We start from the raw sequence: 23,735 nt of genomic DNA, 5'->3' as shown, positions 1-23,735 counted from the left end.
CAGCAGGCGGGAGAGGAAGGAGCGACGACCGCCCCGCCCCGTGGGCGCTCGGCGGCCACGGAGGAGGCTCCATCGGGATGCGGTGGCCTGGGACTGCATGAAGAGGGGGTCAGTCCTTGTTCTTCAGGCGGGCACGGGCGCGGGCACGCAGCGACAGGAACAGCAGCACGCCAATCAGCAGCGCGGCCACGATGCCCAGCGCCAGCAGCAGCAGCGGGCTGCGCGACAGGTACCACTGCACCCAGGTCAGCGGGTCCAGGCGGCCCACCCAGTAGGTTTGCTCGGCGACCAGGCTGTCCACCTGCTTGCCACGCACCACCGAGGTGCTGCCCTGGATTTCCTTCACCAGGTCGGGGTCGAGCAGGGCTTCAATGACCTGGCTCAGGCCTTCGGGGTTGTTGCTGGACAGCTGCACCACGCTGCGGCCCGGGCTGACCGGGGACTCGAAGCCGGCGATCACGCCGTCGGTGCTGTCGGCCGTGAAGGCCACCTGGTTGCGACCTGGCTTGGCGCCATCGCGCTGGCTCGGGTCCCACCAGCTGAACACGCGGTAGGCGAAATCAGACAGGTTGAAGCGGCGCGAACCGCCTTGCATGCCCACCGGGCTGGCGTCGGCCCACTGGGCCAGCAGCGGCTGGTTGTTGCCGGAGCCGATCACCACCACGTCCTTGCCGGCCAGGGCGTCGACCTGCTTCGGGCCCACCACGCTGACGGCCGTGGCCGGGTAGCCGGTGGAGCGGCCGAACACGCCCAGCAGGCTCAGGTAGCTGCTGTAGTCGTTGAGGCTGGGTTTGTCCGGCATCACGATGGCGGTTTCGGACAGGTCGGCCAGGCGGGTGAACGGGAAGCCGCTGTTACTGAACGCGGCCAGGTCCGGCATCGCCAGGAAGTGCGGGAAGCTCGAAATGTCGATCGTCGAATCGGGCTCCACCGTGCCCCGCACGTTTTCCAGCACCACGTCCTTGCAGGCGCCCTGCTTGACCATGTCGTGGAAGTAGTGGAACTGCAGCTGGGCGCGTGCCGGCAGCTTGAACAGCGGGATGTGGAACTGCTCGCGCGCGGGGATCAGCTCGCCCGGCGGCACCACGGCGTTGACGGCGCGGTCCAGCGCCGAGGGGGCGTCGTGGTTGATCGCCAGCAGCGGCAGCGAGCGCAGGAACTGCTGGTTGGCGCTGATGTTCAGCGTCGACTTGTCGGTGTTCAGGCGCGGCGTGTAGCGGTACTTCAGGTCCACCGGGATGCCCTTGCTGCGCCAGCCAAACAGGTCGGGCGGCAGGTGGAAGTTGACCCGGATCAGGTCGGGCGAGTAGCCCGCCACGTTGAGGGTGTCTTCCAGGGCGAGTTCACCGAACTTGACCGGGCGGTCGCTGGCCAGCCAGTTGGGGGCGTCATAGGGCTTGCGCGGCTTGATCTCGCTCAGGCTGGTGATGGTGGCCACCGGGCCCGACAGCGCGGGCGAGCCCACGGCCACCGCGTTGGCGGCGATCTTCAGTTCCTTGGCGTCGCGGCCCATCACCAGCAGCAGCTTGGCGCTGGGGTCGTTCGGGTTCGGCACCATGGCCACGGTCGGGCCTTGCAGCGCAGACACATTCAGGCCGCCCGGCACCTGGTTGCCCATGGCCAGCACGATGGCATTGCCCTGGGCCGGGATCTGGTCTTGCAGCGCCGGGAAGCGGGCCCCGCGGTAACCCGCCAGCGCACCGAACCACGACGACAGCGCGCCCGCGGCCTCCAGCGTGGCGCCACTGGGGGCGCCGGCGAAGACCATCGGCAGGTTCAGCGGCAAGGCGTCGCGGCGGTCAAAGAACGGTTGCGGCAGCAGCGCCAGGTCGTTGGCCTGGGCCACCGGCGTGAGGGTCAGCTCCAGCGTGCTGTCGTTGCCCACGTTGGCCCACAGGCTGGAGTGCGCAGGGTCTTCGCAGTCCCGCGTGTAGTGCCCGATCAGCTCGAGGTTGAGGCGGTTGAACTCGGTGATCAGGCGCGGCGGGATCACGATCTCGCGTTGCAGGTTCTGACCGGCTTGCTCGGTGGGCACCGGGATGGTGGCGGCCACCTGCTCGTTGACCAGCACGTTGATGTGCGACAGCTGCGGGATCAGCGCCGGCGAGTAGGCGTAGTTGATCTTCAGCTTGGCGCCCGTCACCACCTGGTCGGCGCGGATGCTGAAGGTCACACCGCTGTTGCCGCGGATGCCGCGCAGCTGCAGCGGGAACAGGGCGCCGAGCTGCTTGAGCGAGAACGACACCGTGCGCGCGTGGCTGCTGCGTTGGCTGGGGGTTTCGCCCGCGGCCTCGGCGGCGGTCTCGGTGATGATGCGATTCGACCCCGACTTGGCCTTGGTGGCGGCCTGGGCGGTTTGCAGCCCCGGCGCGGCCAGCATCAGGGCGATGGCCAGAATGACCGGCTGCAGCGGCACGCGGTGGGTGGAGCGCTTGGAGGTGACGGTGGAATGTGGGGTCATGGTCTGAGGCAGTGAATCACTTGGCGTTGGAGGTCGTGCGCGGGCGCACGGACTTGACGATATTGGTCATCAGCTGCCTGATGCCGCGCACCCCGATGGCCATCACGCCGCCCAGGGAACTCAAAGGTTTGTCTTGCTGGCGCTGGCCCCAGGTGCCCACCCAGGCGTCGGCCCGGGAGAAGGTCAGGGCGGCCAGTTCGGCCTGCTGGGCCAGGCTCAGGTTGTCGAAGCGCACCCCCAGCCGGCCCTTGCCACCAAAGGTGACCACGGCCGGGAAGATGCCCTCGTCGTCCGAGCGGAACAGCGACACCTGCAGCCGTGTGCCGGTGGGGATCTGCACCCCCTCGGGCACCGTCAGCCCCAGGCCTTGCTGCGAGTAGTCGTCGGTCTGGCAGGTCAGCACCTTGCCGTTTTCGAGCCGGATCGCGGCCGGCAACGTGGCCGCCACCCGTGGCGTCACGCGCACCTGACGGCTCTCGCTGGCCACCGCCAGGCTGGCGCTCGACAGGATGATGTTGTAGGCGGTCCAGATCATGTTGATCACCAGGGTGGTGACCTCCGCATCCGGCTGGAAGCTCACCTGCCAGACCCCCACCGCGAAGCCCAGCAGGTTGGCCACCAGCAGGATCAGGTAGGGGCGCGCGATGCCCCAGTCGAAATACGCTTCCTCGATCACCCCGCCCTTGGCGGTCACGTTGAACTTGCCGAGCTTGGGGTTGATGAAGGCCATCAACACCGGCCGCATGATGTACCAGGCCAGCACGGACTCATAGACCTCGTTCCAGAACGAGTAGCGGTAGCGGCCCTGGATGCGCGAGTTGGTGATGCTGGCGTGCGCCAGGTGCGGCAGCGCGTAGGCCGAAATCATCAGCGCTGTGGCCTGGAACACGTGCGCGCCAAAGAACAGGTAGGCCAGCGGTGCGGTCAGGAAGATCAGCCGCGGCAAGCCATAGAAGAAGTGCAGCATCGCGTTCAGGTAGCACAGGCGCTGCCCGATCTTGAGGCCCGGCCCCAGCAGGGGGTTGTCGATCCGTGCGATCTGCGCCATGCCCCGCGCCCAGCGAATGCGCTGACCGACGTGGCCGGACAGGCTTTCCGTGGCCAGGCCGGCGGCCTGCGGGATTTCCAGGTAGGCGGTGTTGAAGCCCTTGCGGTTGAGCTTCAGCGCGGTGTGGGCGTCCTCGGTCACCGTTTCGACCGCGATACCGCCGATCTCCATCAGCGGCGCGCGCTTGATGATGGCGCAGGAGCCGCAGAAGAAGGACGCGTTCCACAGGTCGTTGCCGTCCTGCACGATGCCGTAGAACAGCTCGCCCTCGTTGGGCGTGCGGTGGAAGGTGTCGAGGTTCTTTTCAAACGGGTCGGGCGAGAAGAACACGTGCGGCGTCTGCAGCATCGCGAGCTTCGAGTCCTTGAAGAACCAGCCCATGCACACCTGCAGGAAGGAGCGCGTCGGGATGTGGTCGCAGTCAAAAATCGCGACGTACTCGCCGTCGGTGGTTTTCAGCGCGGCGTTGATGTTGCCGGCCTTGGCGTGGCGGTTGTTGCCACGCACTTTGTAGCCCACACCCACTTCTTCGCAGAACTTGCGGAACTCGGAGCGGCGGCCGTCGTCCAGCACGAAGACCTTGAGGCGGTCGGCGGGCCAGTCGATGCTCATGGCCGAGAACACGGTCTGCTTCACCACCTCGAGCGGTTCGTTGTAGGTGGGGATGAACACGTCCACGCTGGGCCAGGTGCTGGTGTCGGCCGGCAGGGGCACCGGCTTGCGGCCCAGCGGCCAGGCGGTCTGGAAGTACCCGATCAGCAGCACCGCAAAGGCGTACAGCTCGGCCATCACGAGGCCGAAGCCAAAGAAGCCGTCGAGCCAGTTCTCAAACCCCACGGTGTCGGTCAGGCGCCACCAGATGTAGCGCGTCGAGGCCGAGATCGACAGCGTCATCATGGCCAGGGTCGTGACCCGGCCCTTGGTGCGGCGCAGCAGCAGGGCCATGGCGAAGGTGCAGGCCGCGAAGATGGCTTGCTCCATCAGGTCCAGCGGCACGCTGATCACCAGCGCAAACAGCAGGAAGGCCAGCACCCCGGTGCCGTACTGGGCCACGCGGCTGTTCCAGAACGGGGAGTCGGCCACCTGGTTCAGGACCCGGCCCCAGCGGGTGCCGGTTTCGCCAGCGTTGCTGTCGGTGTTGTCGTAATGCGCCTTGTCGGGCTGGGCGGGGGTGCTGCTCATGCGAAAGCCTTGGTTGGCAGGCGCAGGGCGATCTTTTGCGCGCAGGCCCGGAAATCTTGCGCGGCCTGGCTGTTGGCTTCGTAGTCCAGCACGCTCAGGTCATGGGCCAGGGCTTCACCGACCGACTGGTCCTGGTGGATCACACCAACCACGCGGTCGCCGAAGCTGCTGCGCACGATGTTGGTCACGTCCTTGGACAGCTGGCGGCTGCTGTCGGTCTGGTTCACGACGTAGAGCGAGTCAATGAAATGGGGCTGGCCCACGCAGTAGGTCTGGATCAGGCGCTGCATCATGGGCAGCGCCGCGTAGGACGCGGCGTCCGCCAGCACCACCAGCACCGCGAGGTGGGCGGCGTGCAGGGCCTGCTTCATGTAGGCCGACGGGCCCGGCGGCGTGTCCAGCAGCACCAGGGCATCGGACGGCAGGTTCAGGCTGCTCAGCTGGTGGGTCAACCAGTCGGGCGTGCCTTCAAACGATTGTTCAAAGCGGTCGCGGTCGTCCTCGTTGACCACCCCGTAAGGCAGCACGTAGACGCCGGATCGGCTTTCAAACACCACGCTGCGCCAGCTCTGGCCCGACAGCGAGGCGCGCGACACGCCGCGGTACTCGGTCGGTGCGATGCCAAAGTGCAGGCCCAGGGCGTTTTGGGGGTCGAGGTCCATGACCACCACGGTGCGGCCCTGGCGGGCCAGGGCATGGGCCAGGTTGGCCGTGACCGTGGTCTTACCCACCCCGCCTTTGGACGAGACGACTGCGATGACCTTCATGTACCGCTCCGCAGTTGGTTCAGCAAGGAGCTCAGCGGCGAGGCCGGCGCAGCGCTGGGGGTCTGGCCCGCGAGGCGGGCAAACAGGTGTTGCAGTTCCGTCGCCGGGGCGGGCGCCGGGGTGGCGGCCGCGGGCGGCAAGCCCCACTGCGCCAGCGGCGAGCGCGGCGTCAGGGCAGGGGCCGCCACGGGCGCTGCGGCCACGGGCACGGCGGGCTGGGCGGCCACCGGGGTCACCCGAGGCGCAGCCAGCGGGGCGCGCGGGCTCAGCGGCGGGGGGGCCAGCGGGGCGGCGGCGGGGCGCAACACGGCTGCGGGCAGCACCGGGGCCACCGCTGCGACCGGGGCCACCGCTGCGACCGGGGCCACAGGGGCCGCCACCCAGGGCGCGGGGGCCGGGGCAGGCACGGCGGCCACAGCCGGGGCCACCGGCACGGCGGCCAGCGTCGGGGTCACCGCAGCTTCGGGCACGGGCGCGGGCACGGTGGGTGCCGCGGCCAGGGCCTGTGCCTGCATGGGGGCCGCTGCAGGTACCGGTGCAGGTGCCAGTGCGGGGGCCTGGAGCCCCGGGGTCGGGGCCGCCTGGGCGGCCAGCACGTCGGCCGCCGGGGCGGGTGCGGTGGTTGGGGCGGTGGTCGGGGCTGACGCTGGCGCAGGCGCCGCGTCGGGGGTCGGGGGGCTCAGGTCCAGCACCGGTTCCACAGGGCGCACCGGGGGCGGGGGCGGTTGCACCGGCGCCGGGTGGAAATGGAGGGGGCCGTCGATCACGGGGGCTTCCATGTCGGCCACCGCCGGGGCGCCCGCATGGTGGGTCTTGCCCACGTCCAGTGCGGCCAGCAGGGGCCAGCGCGCACGGGCCTGGCGCGCCGAGTTCTGGCGGTTCAGCTCCTGGTATTCGTCAACTTGTCCACCAAACTGCTGGAACAGTTTGACGATATCTTCAGATTTGGGCATGGATGCACTCGCGGTTTCGGGGGCTGCCAGGGGTCAGCGACTCAGCCGGAAGCAGACACTGCCCCAGCCGTCGGCCGCCTGACTCTGGGTCACGCGCAGGCCCGGGGCGCCCTGCTGCTCAAACCATTGTTGGTAAACGCCTTCCAGGAAGCCCACGGCCCAATCGCCACCCGCGCTGCCAAAGGCGGCCACCAGGGGCGAGCCTTGGTGCCGGATCTCGACGTGGTCGTCGTGCTGCACCAGCACCACCCAACCCCAATCAATGTCCAGCCACGCGCGCGACATTTCGGCCTGCACGCCTTCCAGCGTCGGTTGCGCGCCCAGCGGCAGCTCATTGGCAAAGCGGGCTCCGATGCGTTGGGCCAGGGTGCGGAGCTGGTCGGCGGGCAGGGCGCTGGCGAACTCATCGGCCAGCGCATGCAGGAAATGGCGCCATTGACGCGAGCATTGCTGTCGCGCGAGGTATTCGGATACCTCGGTCGGTCGGCTGTTCGCGGCCTCGCTCATGGAAGGACTCCCTGGGTTCAGATGTTATGAGATGTAGCGCCCGCGACGGCATTTGTCCATGCCTGGGGGGCTAAATAGTTGCCAAATGTTAACAAAACATCTAACGGTAACTATGTCAAGCCAAAGGGCGAAGTGTGATTTCGTCCGCACCCTGGCGGACTCTGCGGCCCTCTGAGTCGCCGGTCGGTCCTGATTCAGGATTGATTGGCGTCAAGCCCCGTATTTTCGGTACTTTTATCACCCAAGCGGTGATAGCCCGTCGTTTTCTGTGTGAAGTTTTTGACCCGTGGCGACCCGCTGTCGGGGTGGGGTCGGGCGCCCTGGGGGGGCGAGGGCTTATTTTCTGGCACGAATCTGGCTTATGCAGATTTTGAAATTGACCATTTGGTTAGGTTTTGGAATCGCCATGCAGATTGTGTCGAACACCGAGTTGCCTTTCGAAGCGCCCCCGGCCCGTGTGCCGGCGTCGCGCCGTGCCGTCGAGGTGCGGGCTGCCAGCGTCATCTACCCCGCCGCCGACGCCCCCGTGCGGGCGCTCCAGGCGGTGGACCTGGACATCGAGCAGGGGGAGTTCATTTCCCTGATCGGCCCGTCGGGCTGCGGCAAGACCACCTTGTTGCGGGTGATCGCTGATCTGGAGCCGATTTCCAGTGGCGAGGTGCGCGTCAACGGCGTCAGCCCGCGTGAGGCGCGCGAGGCGCGGGCCTATGGCTATGTGTTCCAGGCACCAGCTTTGTTCCCTTGGCGCACCGTTTTGGCGAATGTGATGCTGCCGCTGCAAATTCAGGGGCAGGACCGGGCGCGGGCCCAGGCCGTGGCGCGCGAGCAGTTGGCCCGCGTGGGGCTGGCCCAGTTTGAGGGCAAGTACCCGTGGCAGCTTTCGGGTGGCATGCAGCAGCGCGTGTCGATCGCGCGCGCCATGGCCTTCGAGCCCCGCATCCTGATGATGGACGAGCCCTTTGGCGCCCTCGATGAGATCACCCGCGACGGCCTCAATGAACAGCTGCAGCAGCTGTGGTGTCGGGAGCGCCGCACCGTGGTGTTCGTCACCCACTCGATCTCAGAGGCGGTGTACCTGTCCTCGCGCATCGTGGTCATGTCGCCACGGCCGGGGCGCATCGTCAAGGTGATCCGCTCCACCTTGCCCGACGAACGTCACCTGGGCCTGCGTGACACGCCCGAATTCATGCAACTGGCGCACCAGGTGCGGGAGGCACTGGCCGATGGGCACCATTGAGTGGCGTGCGCGCCGGGACGCCTGGGCCCCGGTGGCGCTGATGATCGGGCTGGCGCTGCTGCTCTGGTATGCGCTGGCGGTCTGGCTGAATGCGCCTGGCGCCATCGAGCGCGTGCTGGCGCCGCGTGGTGACTGGACCTGGCCGATGCTGGTGCAGGCCTGCTGGGACCTGCAGCGCCCGGTGCTGCCGGCCCCGCATCAGATTGCGCTGGACTTTTGGTCCAGCCTGGTGGACTGGCCGGTCGACTCGCCGCGCAACCTGTTGTTCCATGTGGCGGTCACTGGGCAATCCACCTTGCTGGGCTTTGGGCTGGGCACGCTGCTGGGCGCCGTGCTGGCGGTGCTGATCGTGCATTCGCGCACCCTGGACCGGGCCTTGCTGCCCTGGGTGGTGGCGTCGCAAACCATCCCGGTGCTGGCGATCGCGCCCATCGTGTTGGTGATCCTGGGCAGCCTTGGCTTCAGCGGCGTGCTGCCCAAGGCGGTGATCGCGATGTACCTGTGCTTCTTCCCGGTCACGGTGGCGGCGGTGCAGGGCCTGCGCTCGCCACAGCGCCTCGAGACCGAACTCATGCACACCTACGCGGCCAGCCGCTGGCAGGCGCTGTGGCTGCTGCGCCTGCCCGCCGCGCTGCCTTTTGTGTTCCCCGCGCTGCGGGTGGCGATTGCCGCCGGCCTGGTGGGCGCCATGGTGGCCGAGTTGCCCACCGGGGCCCAAGCGGGCTTGGGCGCGCGCCTGTTGACCGGCTCCTACTACGGCAACACGGTGCAGATCTGGTCGGCCTTGCTGATGGCGTCGCTGCTGGGCCTGGCCCTGTCGGCGTCGATGGCGGGGCTGGAAAAGTGGGTCTTGCGCAACAGGAGTCGGGCATGAACCGCGAACCCAGCCCTTTCAGCCCGGCAGGGCAATTGACGGCCGTCTGGGCCCTGGCCTGCTGGCTGCTGTGCGCCAGCCAGCCCCTGCTGTGGGGCGAGGCGCCCGAGGGCGGCACCGCCCCCGCGCTGTGGTGGTGGCAGCAGCCCTGGGCCTTGCTGGCCTGGGGCCTGGGCACCGCCGCCGCCGTGGGCGGCCTGCGGCCCAGCCGGCGCGCGGGCTCGCTGGCCCTGGCCGGCCTGAGTGCCCTCGCGGCCCTGGCCTGGCTGCAGCTGCCGCCAGCCCAGGGGGCGGCGGCGGGAGCGGCGGGCTTCTGGCTCGGCGTGCTGGCCCTGGCGGGCCTCGCCTGGCTGGGCATTCAGCGCTGCGCGGCCTTGCAGGGGCATGCCAGCGATGGTGTCTGGGCGCCGCTGCTGTTTGGTGCCTGGGTGCTTTACGCGTGGCAATTGCTGACGGTGGCGCTGGACGTGCCGCGCGTCTTGCTGCCCGCGCCGGCCCTGGTGCTGGAGGCGCTGTGGCTGCATTCGGCCACGCTGGGGGGCGACTTTGTGCAGACCGTGGTGAAGGCGGTGTTGCTGGGCTGGGTGCTGGGCTCGGGCCTGGGCTTTGGGGTGGCGGTGGCGATCGACCGGCTGCCTTTCCTGCAGCGGGGTCTGCTGCCGCTGGCCTCCTTGAGCAGCACCGTGCCCCTGGTCGGCGTGGCGCCGATCGCGGTCATGTGGTTTGGCTTTGACTGGCCGTCCAAGGTGGCGGTGGTGGTGCTGATGACGTTCTTCCCGATGCTGGTGTCCACGCTGGCGGGGTTGCAGTCGGCTGGGCGCCTGGAGCGCGAGCTGATGCACAGCTACGCCGCCAGCTACGGCCGCACGCTGTGGAGCCTGCGCCTGCCGGCGGCGGCGCCCTTTGTGGTGGGGGCGCTCAAGGTCAACGCGACCCTGGCCCTGATCGGCGCCATCGTGGCCGAGTTCTTCGGCTCGCCCACCCTGGGGCTGGGCTTTCGCATCTCCACCGAGTCGGCGCGCATGAACATGTCCCTGGTCTGGGCGGCCATCACGGTGGCGGCGCTGACGGGTTCGCTGGCCTACGCCTTGCTCGTGCGACTGGAGCGGCGGGTGGCGTTCTGGCACCCCTCGGTGCGTTCGACCTGAGCCGGGCATGGCTGGGTTTCGGTTTGGCTTTGTTTGTTCTTTTCTCAATCACAAGGAGCGTCCCATGAAGAGTGCTTTTCGCTTGTCCAGCTGCGTTGCCGCTGCCCTGCTGGCTTTTGGTGCGGTGGCCGCGCACGCGGCTGACAAGGTCACGGTGCAGTTGAAGTGGGTGCCGCAAGCCCAGTTCGCGGGCTACTACGTGGCGCAGGCCAAGGGCTACTACAAGGAAGCAGGACTGGACGTCACCATCAAACCCGGCGGCCCCGACATCTCGCCGGTGCAGGTGATCGCGGGCAAGTCGGCAGATGCCATCGTCAACTGGATGCCCGACGCGCTGGCCGCGCGCGAGGCCGGCGTGCCCCTGGTCAACATCGCCCAGGTGTTTGACCGCTCGGGCCTGATGCTGACCTGCAAGAAGGCCAGCGGCGTGAGCAGCCCGAAAGACCTCAAGGGCAAGACCCTGGGCGTTTGGTACGGCGGCAACGAGTACCCGTTCCTGAACTGGATGGCCAAGCTGGGCTACAAGACTGACGGTGACATCAAGGTGCTCAAGCAAGGCTTCAACGTCGACCCGCTGCTGCAAAACCAGGCCGCCTGCATCTCGACCATGATCTACAACGAGTACTGGCAGGTGATCGACGCGGGCGTCAAAGAGAGCGACCTGGTGACCTTCTTCTATGAGGACCAGGGCGTGGCCTCGCTCGAGGACGGTCTGTATGTGCTCGAGTCCAACCTCAAGGACAAGGCCTTCGTGGCCAAGATGGCCAAGTTCCTCAAGGCCACGTTCAAGGGCTGGAACGAAGCGGTCAAGAACCCCGAGGAAGCCGCCAAGATCGTGGTCGCGCAAGACAGCTCGGGCAGCGCCACGGTGGCGGTGCAAAAGCGCCAGATGGAGAACGTGGCCAAGCTGATCACCAAGGCCGGCACCGACAAGATCGGCTACCTGGACCCCGCCGCCTACGAGCGCACGGTCAAGGTGCTGATGGCCGGTGGCAGCTCCCCGGTGATCAAGAAGGACCCGGGCAAGGCCGGCTACAGCCACGTGGTCTGGGAAGCCGCAGCGCGCTGAGCGCCGCCGGGCCCGCCGTCTCGCCGGGCCCTGGCGCGGCCCTGCGGGGGCTGCGCCATGCCGCCGGGGCGCTTATCCTCGGCGCCCTGGTTGTTTCGCACCTTTTTATGCGAGCCTGTTTCATTGAGTGCCCCCATGCCTGTTGACGCTTCTTCTCCGTCCCAGCCCCTGGCCGCCCAGGCGACTGCCGAAGCCGCCAAGGGCCAGATTCGCCAGGCCAACGAGAGCCTGATCCTCGAGGCCGCCGAGCGGGTGTTTGCCGGCGCGGGTTTCAGCGGCGCCACCATGGCGGCCATCGCCGAGGCCGCAGGCCTGCCCAAGGCCAACCTGCATTACTACTTCGGCAACAAACAGGACCTGTACCGCGCCGTGCTGGCGCGCACCCTGACCGACTGGCTGGCGCCGACCCACGGCATCACGCCCGAGGCCGACCCGGCCACCGCGCTGGGGGACTACATCCGCGACAAGATGCGCCAGTCGGCGCGCCGGCCGCACGCGTCCAAGGTGTTTGCCAACGAACTGCTGCACGGCGCGCCCGTGCTCAAGACCTTGCTGGTGTCCGACCTGCGCGCCCTGGTGCAGGCCAAGTCCGCCGTGCTGGACGGCTGGGTGGCCCAAGGGCGCATGGCCCCGGTGGACACCACGCACCTGTTCTTCACCATCTGGTCGGCGACCCAGACCTACGCGGACTTCGAGGTGCAGATCGCCGCCGTGCTGGGCCAGGAGTCGCTGGGCGAGCCCGACTACGAGCGCGCCACCCGCCACGTGATCGCGTTGATCCTGCGCGGCTGCGGTCTGCCCGTGCCCGACTGAGCCACGGGGCGGCCGCTGGCGGCACCGCCCCGCGGCGCCGCCATCACGGGCGGCAGGGCCTCAGCCCGCGCGCTCCAGCATGGCCTGCAGCAGCACATTGCAACCGGCGGTGATGTGCTCGGGCTGGGCGTCCTCGATCTCGTTGTGGCTGATGCCGTCCTTGCAGGGGATGAAGATCATGCCCGTGGGCGCCAGCTTGGCCATGTAGACCGCGTCGTGCCCGGCCCCGGACACGGCAGGCATGTGGCTGTAGCCCAGGCGTTCGGCGGCGCGCTGCACGGCGGCCACGCAGTCGGCGTGGAAGGGCTGGGCCGGGTAGTGCGAGACCAGTTCCACCTCGATCTTCAGGCCCGTCTCGGCGGCCACCTGCCCGATGTAGGCGCGGATGTCCTGGTCCATCTGATCGACCAGCGCATCGGTGCTGTTGCGCAGGTCCATCGAGAACTTGACCCGGCCCGGGATCACATTGCGGCTGTTCGGGTGCACGTTGACCATGCCGACCGTGCCCCGGCCATGGGGCGCGTAGCGGTTGCCAATGGTGACCACCTCTTGCATCACCCGCGTGGCGACCTGCAGCGCGTCCTTGCGCAGGCCCATGGGCGTGGGGCCGGCGTGGGCTTCCATGCCGGTCACGGTGCAGTCGTACCAGCGGATGCCCAGCACCGCGCTGACCACGCCGATCGTCTTATCGTTGTCTTCCAGCACCGGGCCTTGCTCGATGTGGGTTTCAAAGTACGCGCCAATCGGGTGCTGGCCCGGCACCTCGGTGCCGACGTAGCCGATGCGGGTCAGTTCGTCCTTGACGCTCTTGCCTTCGCTGTCGGTGGCGGCGTAGGCGTGCGCCAGCGTGAAGGCCCCGGCGAACACCCCCGAGCCCATCATCACCGGCACAAAGCGCGAGCCTTCTTCGTTGGTCCAGAACGCGACCTCGATCGGGGCTTCGGTCTCGATGCCGTGGTCGTTCAGCGTGCGCACCACCTCGAGGCCGGCCAGCACGCCATAGTTGCCATCGAACTTGCCGCCCGTGGGCTGGGTGTCGATGTGGCTGCCGGTCATGATGGGCGGCAGGGCGTTGTTCTTGCCCGGGCGGCGCATGAAGACGTTGCCGATCTGGTCGACGGTGATGCTCATGCCGGCGTCGCGCGCCCAGCCGACCACCAGGTCGCGGCCTTGGCGGTCCAGTTCGGTCAGGGCCAGGCGGCAGACGCCACCCTTGTCGGTGCCACCGATCTGGGCCAGGGTCATCAGCGAGTCCCACAGGCGCGGGCCATTGATGCGCAAGGCCTCGGTCTGAGGGGGCAGGTCTTTGGGGTTCATGGGGGGATTCCTTTTGTGGGGTTCAGCGGGGCACGGCCTGGGGCTGGGCCAGTGCGGCCTGGCGCCCGAGCGCGTCGAATGTGGGGCCAAAGGCCGGGCGCTTGAGGTAGCGGCCGCTGCCGCGTTCGACGCGCAGGTCGCCCTGTGCGTAGACCAGGCGGCCCTGGCTGAGGGTGTGGCTGGGCACGCCCGTGACGGTGCGCCCTTCAAACACATTGAAGTCGCCGAGCGAGTGCTGGGTGCTGACCGACAGCGTCTTGGTGGCGCTGGGGTCCCAGACCACCAGGTCGGCGTCGGCGCCCACGGTCACACAGCCTTTGCGCGGGTACAGGTTGAACAGCTTGGCGGCGTTGGCCGAGGTGATGGCCACGAATTCGCTGGGGGTCAGGCGACCGGTGTTGACGCCTTCGTCCCAGATCACCGCCAGGCGTTCCTCGACGCCGCCTGCGCCGTTGGGGATCTTGCTGAAGTCGCCTCGGCCCACCGCTTTCTGTTCGGCGCAGAAAGTGCAGTGGTCGGTGGCGGTGGTGTGCAGGTGGCCGGCTTGCAGGCCTTGCCACAAGGCGCGCTGGTGGCGCTTTTCGCGGAACGGCGGGCTCATCACATGGGCCGCGGCGAAGTCGTAGCGCGGGTCGCGGTAGACGCTGTCGTCCACCACCAGGTGGCCCGCCAGCACCTCGCCATAGACGCGCTGGCCCTGAGCGCGGGCCCGGGCAATGGCCTCGGCGGCTTCGGCGCAGGACACATGCACCACATAGATCGGCACCTTGAGCACGTCGGCAATCGCGATCGCGCGCTGGGCGGCCTCGGCCTCGACGGCGGGGGGGCGCGACAGCGGGTGGCCTTCGGGGCCGGTGATGCCCTGCTTCTTGATCTCTTGCTGCAGCAGGAAGACCAGCTCGCCGTTTTCGGCGTGCACGGTGGGCATGGCGCCGAGTTCGAGCGCGCGGCGGAAGCTGTTCACCAGGGTTTCGTCGTCGCACATGATGGCGTTTTTATACGCCATGAAGTGCTTGAAGCTGTTGATGCCTTCTTCGCGCACCAGGGTGCCCATGTCGGCGTGCACGCTGTCGCCCCACCAGGTGATGGCGACGTGAAAGCCGTAGTCGGCGCAGGACTTCTCGGCCCAGCCGCGCCAGGTCTGGTACGCGTCCATCAGCGGCTGCTGCGGGTCGGGGATCACGAAGTCGATGATGCTGGTGGTGCCGCCGGCCAGGGCGGCGGCGGTGCCGCTGAAGAAGTCGTCGCGTGTGACCGTGCCCATGAAGGGCAGTTGCATGTGGGTGTGCGGATCGATGCCACCGGGCATCACGTACTGGCCGCCGGCGTCGACCACGGTGGCGCCCATGGGCGCTTCCAGCGACTCGCCCACGGCCACGATCTGACCACCTTGGCACAGCACGTCGGCGCGGAAGGCGCGGTCGGCATTGACCACGGTGCCGCCACGGATCAGCAGGGGGGATGAACTCATGAAAGACCTCTTTCCTTGAAACGCCGTGCCCCGGGGTCTGCGGTCCGGGGCCCGGAGGGCTGATGCAATTCCCAGGCCTGAAACGCGCACTGGCGCTTCAGTGCGGCGCGGCGCCAGGCCCGCAGGGGGCACCGGCGCGCTCGCCGCAGCGGCACGGGGACGGGGCTTGCGCGGCGGTGCGCCTCAGGCGGCCACCCGCATCGGGTTGTTGGGGTGCGCGGTCCAGTTCAGCGGTTCGGCACTCACCGGCAGGCCGGTGCGCAGGTCGATCTCGCCGGGGGCCAGGTCGCGCAGCGTGATGCAGTCCTCGACCGGGCAGACCGAGACGCACAGGTTGCAGCCCACGCACTCTTCTTCCTTGACCTCGAAGTGGCGCTGGCCGTCCTTGGTGGCGGTGATGGCCTGGTGCGAGGTGTCCTCGCACACCACGTGGCAGCGGCCGCACTCGATGCACTTGTCGGTGTCGATGACGGCCTTGCTGATGTGGTTGAGGTTGAGGAAGCGCCAGTCGCTGACGGTGGGCACGGCGCGGCCGGTGATCTCGGCGATCGATTGGATGCCCATGTCGTCCATGTAGTTGGACAGGCCGCTGGCCATGTCCTGCACGATCTTGAAGCCATACACCATGGCGGCGGTGCAGACCTGCACGCTGCCCGCGCCCAGGGCCAGGAAGTCGAGCGCGTCGCGCCAGGTGCCGATGCCGCCGATGCCCGAGATCGGGATGCCCGCGGTCTCGGGGTCGCGCGCGATCTCGGCCACCATGTTGAGCGCGATCGGGCGCACCGCCGGGCCGCAGTAGCCGCCGTGCGAGCCCTTGCCCGCGGTGCTGGGCACCATGGTCAGGGTGCGCGGGTCCACGCCCATGATGGAGTTGATGGTGTTGATCAGCGACACCGCATCGGCGCCGCCTTTCTTGGCCGCGCGCGCCGGGTAGCGCACGTCGGTGATGTTGGGCGTGAGCTTCACGATCACGGGCATCTTCGAGTAGTGCTTGCACCACTCGGTCACCATCTGGATGTACTCGGGCACCTGGCCCACGGCGGCGCCCATGCCGCGCTCGCTCATGCCGTGCGGACAGCCGAAGTTGAGCTCGATGCCGTCGGCGCCGGTGTCCTCCACCTGGGGCAGGATGTTCTTCCAGGACGCTTCCTGGCAGGGCACCATCAGCGAGACCACCATGGCGCGGTCGGGGAAGGCGCGCTTGACCTCGCGGATCTCCTTCAGGTTGGTGGCCAGCGGGCGGTCGGAGATCAGCTCGATGTTGTTGAAGCCCATCACCTGGCGGTCGGGCGAGAGCAGGGCGCTGTAGCGTGGGCCGTGCACGTTGACCACCGGCGGGTCCTCGCCCAGGGTCTTCCAGACCACCCCGCCCCAGCCGGCCTCGAAGGCGCGCAGCACGTTGACGGCTTTGTCGGTCGGCGGCGCCGAGGCCAGCCAAAAGGGGTTGGGGCTCTTGATGCCCACGAAATCAATGCTCAGATCAGCCATGTCGGTGTCCTCGGGGCTCAGGCGTTGGAAGAAGAAAAAGAGGCGTGGATGGCGAGGGCGGCCTGCTTGCCGTCCTCCACCGCTTCGACGGTCAGGTCACGGCCTCCGCCGACGCAGTCGCCGCCGGCCCACACGCCGGCCAGGCTGGTGCGGCCCAGGGCATCGACGGCGATGCGGCCACCCGCCAGGCGCAGGCTGTCCAGCCAGGGCGCGCTGGCCAGGCGTTGGCCCACGGCCTGCAGCACGGTGTCGGCCGCGCGGGTCTCGAACTCGCCGGTGCCGACCAGGCGACCGTCGACCAGGCGCTGGCGCTCGAAGCGCACCGCGCGCACGGCGCCGGCCTCGCCCTCGAAGGCCACCGGGGCCAGCCAGTGCTCGATCACCACGCCGTTGGTCTTGGCCCAGGTCTGTTCGTCCACCGAGGCGCCCATGGCCTCGGGGCCGCGGCGGTACACCATGTGCACCTCGCTGGCGCCCAGCAGGCGCGATTGCACCGAGGCGTCGACCGCGGTCATGCCGCCGCCGATCACCACCACGCGGCGGCCCACGGGCAGGGTCGACAGGTCCTCGCACTGGCGCAGCTCGGCGATGAAGTCGACCGCGTCGCGGATGCCGTTGAGTTCGCTGCCGGGCAGGGCCGGCTGGTTGACCGCCCCCAGGCCGATGCCCAGGAAGACCGCGTCGTGCTCGGCGCGCAAAGCCTCCAGCTGGGCCGCGCTGTCGAGCTTCCAGCCGGTCTGCACGCGGATGCCGCCGATGCCCAGCAGCCAGTCGATCTCGCGCTGGGCAAAGTCGTCGGCCGTCTTGTAGGTGGCCAGGCCGTATTCGTTGAGGCCGCCGGCCTTGGCGTGGGCGTCGAACACCGTGACCTCGTGGCCTTTCAGGGCCAGGCCGTGGGCGCAGGCCAGGCCGGCCGGGCCGGCGCCGACCACGGCCACCTTCTTGCCTGTGGCCGGGGCGCGCTGGAACAGGCTGGTTTGCGGCAGGTGCATCACGGCGTCCACCGCATGGCGTTGCAGCTTGCCGATGGCCACCGGCACACCCTGCTGGGTGTTGCGCACGCAGACCGCCTCGCACAGCTCCTCGGTCGGGCAGACCCGCGCGCACATGCCGCCCAAGGGGTTGGCGCTCAGGATGGCCTGGGCGGCGCCACGCACATTGCCCTGGCTGATGCGGTGGATGAAGCTGGGCACATCGATGCCGGTCGGGCAGGCGGTGGCGCAGGGCGCGTCGTAGCAGTAGAGGCAGCGTTCAGCCTCCAGCACGGCCTGCTGGGCGGTGAAGGGGGCGCCGGCGTCGGCAAAGCGCTGGGCGTAGTCGGCCGGGGCAAGCCGTCCCGCCTGGATGTCGGGACCGGTGGTCGGTGTCTGGGTCACGGGGGCAACTCCTGTCGATCATTTTGTAAAGCTGATCAAATGGTCAGCTTTTCTCATGATGCAACTGGCGTGCCAGCTTTGGGTGTGTGGCTGGCACCAAGCTGGCGCGAAACGAGACCAGCGGTTGCGCAGGCTTGGGGCGCGGTGGCACGGTGGGGCGCGCACGGGCACGGCCGCAGCACCGACGCGGTGCGCGCCAGCTGGGCGGCCCGGCGTGCTGCGCTCAAGGGGCGGGTGACGCGCAGGGGGGAAGGCGGTGGCGGTGGCGCGGGTGGAGGCCGGCGTGGCGGCGCAGCGCGGGCCAGGCGCGTCAGGGGTGTGAGTCGCTTTGTCGCTTTAGTCGCGCCGGGGGCGCAGCGGTGGGCGCCGCGCGGCAGGGCGCCCCCAAAAGGGGCCACGCGGGCCCCTGGGGTCAGTGCTCGGCGCTGGCGATCAGGCCGCCGCCCAGGCAGACATCCCCGTCGTACAGCACGGCGCTCTGGCCCGGTGTGATGGCCCATTGCAGCTCGCTGAAGTCGAGCGCGAAGGTGCCCGCGGCGGCCCCGTCCTGGTATTGGCAGCCTGCGTCGGCCTGGCGGTAGCGGGTCTTGGCGGCCACCGGGCCGGGCGTCGGGGCGGCGCCGCTGACCCAGCTGGCGCTGTCGGCGCTGAGGCGGCGGTATTGCAACCAGGGGTGGTCGTGGCCTTGCACCACCCACAGCGTGTTGCTGGGGATGTCCTTGCGTGCCACGAACCAGGGGGCATGGTCGCCACTGCCGCGTTGGGCACCTTTTTCTTTCACGCCGCCAATGCCCAGGCCTTGGCGCTGGCCCAGGGTGTAGAAGGACAGGCCCACGTGGGTGCCAAGCTTGCGCCCGCGTTCGTCCTTGATCGGGCCGGGCTCGCGCGAGATGTAGCGGTTCAGGAACTCGCGGAACGGGCGCTCGCCAATGAAGCAGATGCCGGTCGAATCCTTTTTCTTGGCATTGGGCAGGCCGATCTCCTCGGCGATGCGGCGCACCTCGGTTTTCTTGAGCTCGCCGACTGGGAACAGCGTCTTGCTGATCTGGGCCTGGTTGAGGCGGTGCAGGAAATAGCTCTGGTCCTTGGCCGGGTCCAGGCCTTTGAGCAGTTCGTGCTTTTGAGTGACCGGGTTGAAGCGCGCCCGCGCATAGTGGCCGGTGGCGATGCGGTCGGCCCCCAGCCGCATGGCGTGGTCGAGGAAGGCCTTGAACTTGATCTCGGCGTTGCACAGCACGTCGGGGTTGGGCGTGCGGCCGGCCTGGTATTCGGTCAGGAACTCGGCGAAGACGCGGTCCTTGTACTCGGCGGCGAAGTTGACGTGTTCGATCTCGATGCCCAGCACGTCGGCCACGCTGGCGGCGTCCAGAAAGTCCTGCCGGCTGGAGCAGAACTCACTGTCGTCGTCATCTTCCCAGTTCTTCATGAAGATGCCGACGACCTCATGGCCCTGTTGTTTGAGCAGGTGCGCGGTCACAGCGGAGTCCACCCCGCCGCTCAGGCCCACCACGATGCGTTGTTTGTTCATAGCCCCCCGATTATCCCAGCCGGGGCGTTCGGGGCCGGGGCGTGGGGCCAATGCCGGTGCCTGCCCCGGCGAGCCGCCCCGTCACGCGGGCGGGTTGAGCACCGAATCGTCGGTGTAGATGCTGTCCAGCGGGTAGCGCTTGCCGGCCAGGTAATCGTCGAGACAGCGCAGCAGCAGCGGGCTGCGGTGGCGGTGGGCGTTGGCGCGGATCTCTTCGGGTGTCATCCACAGCGCACGCACGATGCCGTCGTCCAGCGCCATGCCGGGCACCTCGTGCCCCACTTTGCCGCAGAAGGCAAACCGCAGGTAGGTGATGTCCTCACCGGTCGAGGCCTTGCGGAAACGCGACAGGTAGACACCGACCAGGGCGGTGGGGGTGAAGTGGTGGGCGGTTTCTTCGAGCGCTTCGCGTGCGCAGCCGTCCTGCGGGGCCTCGCCCGGGTCCAGGTGGCCGGCGGGGTTGTTCAGCTTCAGGCCGGAGTCGGTGTGCTCCTCCACCAACAGGAACTTGCCGTCGCGCTCCATGATGGCCGCGACGGTCACACTGGGTTTCCAACGAATAGTCATGCCCCGCATTATTCCCGTTTGACATGACGCTGGCTTGACGCGCGGGCGCCACGACGGACGTGTGGCGGCGGCGGGTCAGCGTCTCCGTTTGGACACCAGCGCCATGGCGGCATCATGTAAGCTCCGGATCAGTTTCTGACAAGCTTGCAACCATCCACGAGGAGAGTCCCATGTTCATCGGCGTTCCCGCTGAAAGCACGGCGGGGGAGACCAGAGTGGCCGTCACCCCCGAGACGGTCAAAAAACTGAAGGCCTTGGGGCACGAGGTGGGTGTGCAAGCGGGCGCCGGTGTGGCCGCCAGCGTCACCGACGAGGCCTATGTGGCCGCGGGCGCCACCCTGACCGACGCGGCCGGCGCCTTTGGCGCGCCCCTGGTGCTCAAGGTGCGGGCCCCGTCCGAGGCCGAGCTGCCACTGTTCAAACCCGGCGCCACCCTGGTCGGCATGCTCAACCCCTTTGATGCCGAGGGCCTGCAGCGCCTGGCCAGTGCCGGGCTCACCAGCTATGCGCTCGAAGCCGCGCCGCGCACCACGCGGGCCCAGAGCATGGACGTGCTGTCGTCGCAGGCCAACATCGCCGGCTACAAGGCCGTGATGATCGCGGCCGACCAGTACCAGCGCTTCTTCCCCATGTTGATGACGGCCGCCGGCACCGTGAAAGCGGCGCGCGTGGTGGTGCTCGGCGTGGGGGTGGCGGGCTTGCAGGCCATCGCCACCGCCAAGCGCCTGGGCGCGGTGATCGAGGCCTCGGATGTGCGGCCCTCGGTCAAGGAGCAGGTCGAGTCTTTGGGCGCCAAGTTCATCGAGGTGCCCTACGAGACCGACGAAGAAAAAGAAGCCGCCCAGGGTGTTGGCGGCTATGCGCGCCCCATGCCCCCGAGCTGGCTGGCGCGTCAGCAGGTCGAGGTGGCCAAGCGCGTGGCGCAGGCCGATGTGGTGATCTCCACCGCGCTGATTCCCGGGCGGGCCGCGCCGGTGCTGGTGACCGAGGACATGGTCAAGTCCATGAAGCCGGGCTCGGTGCTGGTCGACCTGGCCGCCGGCAAGGGCCCGTTGGGCCCCCATGGTGGCCCGGGTGGCAACTGCCCGCTGACCGAAGCCGACCGCATCGTGGTGCGCCATGGCGTGACCCTGGTGGGTGAGACCAACCTGCCGGCCCGCGTGGCGGCCGATGCCTCCTCTCTTTACGCACGCAATGTGCTGGATTTCTTGAAGTTGGTGCTCAACAAGGACGGCACGCTGCAGGTCGATCTCAACGACGACATCGTGGCCGCCTGCCTGATGAGCCATGAAGGTACGGTGAGACGCAAATGAAGGTGATGGGTTTGATGAATGGCATGTCGCTGGGGCGCTGGCTGCGCTGGGCTGCGGTGGCGCTGGGGGTGGCCTGGCTGGGCGCCTGCTCGGTGGTGCCGCCCAACAGCCCGACCGCGGGCCGGGTGCAGGTGACCCTGCCATCCGAGCAGGCCTGGGTCGAGCTCGGCGGTGGCGACGAAGCGCTGGACGCGGTGGACAAAAACGGTGCGCCCACGGCCTTGCCCACCCGGGTGTTCGGCCTGCGAGCCCCCGGCAAGGACGCGCCGCTGCTGGCCGTCTTTGTGGTGCAAGCCAACCGCAGTGGCGACGTCAAGGACCGCCACTTTGGCGTCAACGCCTGCCCCGAAGAGCGCGGGGTCTACGTCGACGACCGGGCTGCCAAAAGCCCGACCCGCATCGACTGCCTGCGCTTCAAGCGCTGGGCCGATGGTTACGACTGGTTGGCCAAAAGCTACCCGGTGGTGTCCGCCTACTTGACGCGCCTGCAAGTGGCCGCGCTCAAGCCCTATGGCTACCTGAACTTCCGCTACAACACGGAAGCCGGGGCGTATGTGTCGGTGCAGGTGCTGGTGAACCGCCAGCTGGTGCAGCCGAGCACGCGCAACAACGATGACTTTTTGGTGTCCGGTCAGCCGGCCCTGATCTGGGCGCAGCAGGTGGCTCAGGCGGCGCGCGTCAGCGCAGCGTCGCTTGACGGTGCCTTGTTGTTACCCGCCTTCCCGATGCCTTTACCCCACTGAGGAGAACCGCCGTGGACGTCGTATCCCCTACCTTGATCAACCTGATCATTTTTGTGTTGGCCATCTACGTGGGCTACCACGTGGTCTGGACGGTCACCCCAGCCTTGCACACGCCCCTGATGGCGGTGACCAACGCGGTGTCGGCCATTGTGATCGTGGGGGCCATGCTGGCCGCGGCACTCACCGAGACCCCCCTGGGCAAGACCATGGGGGTGTTGGCGGTGGCCTTGGCGGCGGTCAACGTCTTCGGTGGTTTCCTGGTCACCCGGCGCATGCTGGAGATGTTCCGCAAGAAAGACAAAAAGGCCCCGGCCAAGCAGGGAGACGCAGCATGAGCATGAACCTCGTCACCCTCTTGTACCTGGTGGCCAGCGTCTGTTTCATCCAGGCGCTGAAGGGCTTGTCCCACCCCACGACCTCGATCCGCGGCAATCTGTTCGGCATGATCGGCATGACGATCGCCGTGCTGACCACGGCCGCCTTGATCGTCAAGCTGTCCGGCACGGCGGGCCTGTCCAGTGTGGGCGGCCTGGGCTACGTGCTGGCCGCGCTGGTGGTCGGCGGCGGCGCGGGGGCCTTCATGGCGCAGCGCGTCGAGATGACCAAGATGCCCGAGCTGGTGGCTTTCATGCACAGCATGATCGGCCTGGCGGCGGTGTTCATTGCGGTCGCGGCTGTGGCCGAGCCCCATGCCTTCCAGATCGTGCAGGCCAAGGGCGAGCCGATTCCGGCCGGCAACCGGCTGGAGCTGTTCCTGGGCGCGGCGATCGGCGCCATCACCTTCAGCGGCTCGGTGATCGCCTTCGGCAAGCTGTCGGGCAAGTACAAGTTCCGCCTGTTCCAGGGGGCGCCGGTGCAGTTTGCCGGCCAGCACATGCTCAACCTGGTGCTGGGGCTGGCCACCGTGGGCCTGGGGCTGACCTTCATGGCGACCGAGAACTGGACCGCCTTCTTCGCGATGCTGGCACTGGCCTTTGTGATGGGGGTGCTGATCATCATCCCGATCGGCGGCGCCGACATGCCGGTGGTGGTGTCCATGCTCAACAGCTACTCGGGCTGGGCCGCGGCGGGCATTGGCTTCAGCCTCAACAACGCGATGCTGATCATTGCCGGTTCGCTGGTGGGCAGCTCGGGGGCCATCCTGAGCTACATCATGTGCAAGGCCATGAACCGCTCGTTCTTCAACGTGATCCTGGGCGGTTTTGGCGGCGAGGCGGCCACGGCGGCCAGCGGTGGGCAGGCCCAGCGCAACGTCAAGAGCGGCAGCGCCGACGACGCGGCCTTTGTGCTGTCCAACGCCGAGACCGTGGTCATCGTGCCGGGCTATGGCCTGGCCGTGGCGCGCGCCCAGCACGCGGTCAAGGAGCTGGCTGCCAAGCTCACCGAGAAGGGCATCACCGTCAAGTACGCGATCCACCCGGTGGCCGGTCGCATGCCGGGCCACATGAACGTGCTGCTCGCCGAGGCCGAGGTGCCCTATGACCAGGTGTTCGAGATGGAGGACATCAACGGCGAATTCGGCCAGGCCGATGTGGCCATCATCCTGGGCGCCAACGACGTGGTGAACCCGGCCGCGCATGTCAAGGGCAGCCCAATCTACGGCATGCCCATCCTCGAGGCCTACAAGGCCAAGACGGTGATCGTCAACAAGCGCTCCATGGCCGCCGGTTACGCCGGGCTGGACAACGAGCTGTTCTACCTCGACAAGACCATGATGGTCTTTGGTGACGCCAAGAAGGTGGTCGAGGACATGGTCAAAGCCGTCGAGTGACGGGGCGGTGCGCCATGGCTGGCGCGGCCACCGGTCGCCCGGCCCGCGGTGCCGCGGACGGTGCCTGAACCGGGCTTTGCCGGGCAGGCATCGTCTACTGCG

Annotated in this window: 20 protein-coding genes; 9 read left to right on the top strand and 11 right to left on the bottom strand. The window is 68.3% G+C overall.

Annotation, left to right across the window (positions count from 1 at the left end; genetic code table 11):
* Positions 1-109 precede the first annotated feature (109 nt).
* From bcsB to bcsD, 5 genes are read right to left on the bottom strand one after another with little or no spacing between them, the layout of a single operon-like run.
* Positions 110-2,461, bottom strand: coding sequence for a cellulose biosynthesis cyclic di-GMP-binding regulatory protein BcsB (bcsB, locus tag PSQ40_RS12195; protein ID WP_273951788.1), 2,352 nt, complete (start codon positions 2,459-2,461; stop codon positions 110-112).
* A 16-nt stretch (positions 2,462-2,477) separates the two neighbouring features.
* Positions 2,478-4,691 (bottom strand): UDP-forming cellulose synthase catalytic subunit, encoded by a 2,214-nt coding sequence (bcsA, locus tag PSQ40_RS12190; RefSeq protein ID WP_273951787.1) that lies wholly within the window; start codon positions 4,689-4,691, stop codon positions 2,478-2,480.
* Complete coding sequence (gene bcsQ / locus PSQ40_RS12185; protein WP_273951786.1) at positions 4,688-5,458, bottom strand: cellulose biosynthesis protein BcsQ; 771 nt, start codon at positions 5,456-5,458, stop codon at positions 4,688-4,690. Before bcsQ ends, bcsA begins: the two co-directional genes overlap by 4 nt.
* The gene (gene bcsP, locus PSQ40_RS12180; protein ID WP_273951785.1) at positions 5,455-6,411 is read right to left on the bottom strand and encodes a cellulose biosynthesis protein BcsP; all 957 of its coding nucleotides are present in this window, start codon (positions 6,409-6,411) and stop codon (positions 5,455-5,457) included. The genes bcsQ and bcsP overlap by 4 nt, the downstream gene beginning before the upstream one ends.
* A gap of 33 nt (positions 6,412-6,444) precedes the next feature.
* The gene (gene bcsD, locus PSQ40_RS12175) at positions 6,445-6,918 is read right to left on the bottom strand and encodes a cellulose biosynthesis protein BcsD (RefSeq protein ID WP_273951784.1); all 474 of its coding nucleotides are present in this window, start codon (positions 6,916-6,918) and stop codon (positions 6,445-6,447) included.
* A gap of 406 nt (positions 6,919-7,324) precedes the next feature.
* Between bcsD and PSQ40_RS12170 the strand changes: the two genes are divergently transcribed.
* From PSQ40_RS12170 to PSQ40_RS12150, 5 genes are all read left to right on the top strand, one after another.
* A complete protein-coding gene (locus tag PSQ40_RS12170) occupies positions 7,325-8,155 on the top strand; it encodes an ABC transporter ATP-binding protein (protein ID WP_273951783.1) in 831 nt (276 codons plus the stop codon).
* The gene (locus tag PSQ40_RS12165; protein WP_273951782.1) at positions 8,142-9,029 is read left to right on the top strand and encodes an ABC transporter permease; all 888 of its coding nucleotides are present in this window, start codon (positions 8,142-8,144) and stop codon (positions 9,027-9,029) included. Before PSQ40_RS12170 ends, PSQ40_RS12165 begins: the two co-directional genes overlap by 14 nt.
* Entirely contained in the window at positions 9,026-10,177 is a 1,152-nt protein-coding gene (locus tag PSQ40_RS12160) for an ABC transporter permease (protein WP_273951781.1), read from the top strand. Before PSQ40_RS12165 ends, PSQ40_RS12160 begins: the two co-directional genes overlap by 4 nt.
* 64 nt (positions 10,178-10,241) lie before the next feature.
* Positions 10,242-11,246 carry an ABC transporter substrate-binding protein gene (locus tag PSQ40_RS12155; RefSeq protein ID WP_273951779.1) on the top strand — a complete coding sequence of 335 codons (1,005 nt, stop codon included), beginning with the start codon at positions 10,242-10,244 and terminating at the stop codon, positions 11,244-11,246.
* Positions 11,247-11,381: 135 nt separating this feature from the next.
* On the top strand, positions 11,382-12,059 hold the full coding sequence (locus PSQ40_RS12150) for a TetR/AcrR family transcriptional regulator (RefSeq protein ID WP_273951778.1): 678 nt from the start codon (positions 11,382-11,384) through the stop codon (positions 12,057-12,059).
* 60 nt (positions 12,060-12,119) lie between these two features.
* Here the strand turns inward: PSQ40_RS12150 and PSQ40_RS12145 are convergent, their stop codons facing one another.
* The 6 genes from PSQ40_RS12145 to PSQ40_RS12120 all read right to left on the bottom strand — a co-directional run bounded on the left by PSQ40_RS12145 (position 12,120) and on the right by PSQ40_RS12120 (position 19,806).
* The gene (locus PSQ40_RS12145) at positions 12,120-13,376 is read right to left on the bottom strand and encodes a Zn-dependent hydrolase (RefSeq protein ID WP_273951777.1); all 1,257 of its coding nucleotides are present in this window, start codon (positions 13,374-13,376) and stop codon (positions 12,120-12,122) included.
* A 22-nt stretch (positions 13,377-13,398) separates the two neighbouring features.
* Complete coding sequence (gene hydA, locus PSQ40_RS12140; RefSeq protein ID WP_273951776.1) at positions 13,399-14,847, bottom strand: dihydropyrimidinase; 1,449 nt, start codon at positions 14,845-14,847, stop codon at positions 13,399-13,401.
* Between the two features lie 183 nt (positions 14,848-15,030).
* A complete protein-coding gene (gene preA / locus PSQ40_RS12135; RefSeq protein WP_273951775.1) occupies positions 15,031-16,335 on the bottom strand; it encodes an NAD-dependent dihydropyrimidine dehydrogenase subunit PreA in 1,305 nt (434 codons plus the stop codon).
* A 17-nt stretch (positions 16,336-16,352) separates the two neighbouring features.
* Positions 16,353-17,711, bottom strand: coding sequence for an NAD(P)-dependent oxidoreductase (locus tag PSQ40_RS12130; RefSeq protein ID WP_273951774.1), 1,359 nt, complete (start codon positions 17,709-17,711; stop codon positions 16,353-16,355).
* A gap of 412 nt (positions 17,712-18,123) precedes the next feature.
* A complete protein-coding gene (gene mnmA / locus PSQ40_RS12125) occupies positions 18,124-19,239 on the bottom strand; it encodes a tRNA 2-thiouridine(34) synthase MnmA (RefSeq protein WP_273951773.1) in 1,116 nt (371 codons plus the stop codon).
* An 81-nt stretch (positions 19,240-19,320) separates the two neighbouring features.
* Positions 19,321-19,806, bottom strand: coding sequence for an NUDIX hydrolase (locus tag PSQ40_RS12120; RefSeq protein ID WP_273951772.1), 486 nt, complete (start codon positions 19,804-19,806; stop codon positions 19,321-19,323).
* A 170-nt stretch (positions 19,807-19,976) separates the two neighbouring features.
* On the opposite strand from PSQ40_RS12120, the gene PSQ40_RS12115 reads away from it, so the two are divergent.
* The 4 genes from PSQ40_RS12115 to PSQ40_RS12100 are packed head-to-tail and all read left to right on the top strand — an operon-like array spanning position 19,977 to position 23,633.
* Positions 19,977-21,119 (top strand): Re/Si-specific NAD(P)(+) transhydrogenase subunit alpha, encoded by a 1,143-nt coding sequence (locus PSQ40_RS12115; protein WP_273951771.1) that lies wholly within the window; start codon positions 19,977-19,979, stop codon positions 21,117-21,119.
* Between the two features lie 5 nt (positions 21,120-21,124).
* Complete coding sequence (locus PSQ40_RS12110) at positions 21,125-21,862, top strand: hypothetical protein (protein ID WP_273951770.1); 738 nt, start codon at positions 21,125-21,127, stop codon at positions 21,860-21,862.
* An 11-nt stretch (positions 21,863-21,873) separates the two neighbouring features.
* Positions 21,874-22,197, top strand: coding sequence for an NAD(P) transhydrogenase subunit alpha (locus PSQ40_RS12105; RefSeq protein ID WP_273951769.1), 324 nt, complete (start codon positions 21,874-21,876; stop codon positions 22,195-22,197).
* A complete protein-coding gene (locus tag PSQ40_RS12100) occupies positions 22,194-23,633 on the top strand; it encodes an NAD(P)(+) transhydrogenase (Re/Si-specific) subunit beta (RefSeq protein ID WP_273951768.1) in 1,440 nt (479 codons plus the stop codon). Before PSQ40_RS12105 ends, PSQ40_RS12100 begins: the two co-directional genes overlap by 4 nt.
* The last annotated feature ends 102 nt before the right edge of the window (positions 23,634-23,735 follow it).

It is taken from the genome of Curvibacter cyanobacteriorum (genome assembly GCF_028649475.1).
Classification (GTDB): domain Bacteria; phylum Pseudomonadota; class Gammaproteobacteria; order Burkholderiales; family Burkholderiaceae_C; genus Curvibacter; species Curvibacter cyanobacteriorum.
This window is presented reverse-complemented; position numbering and strand designations above follow the sequence as displayed.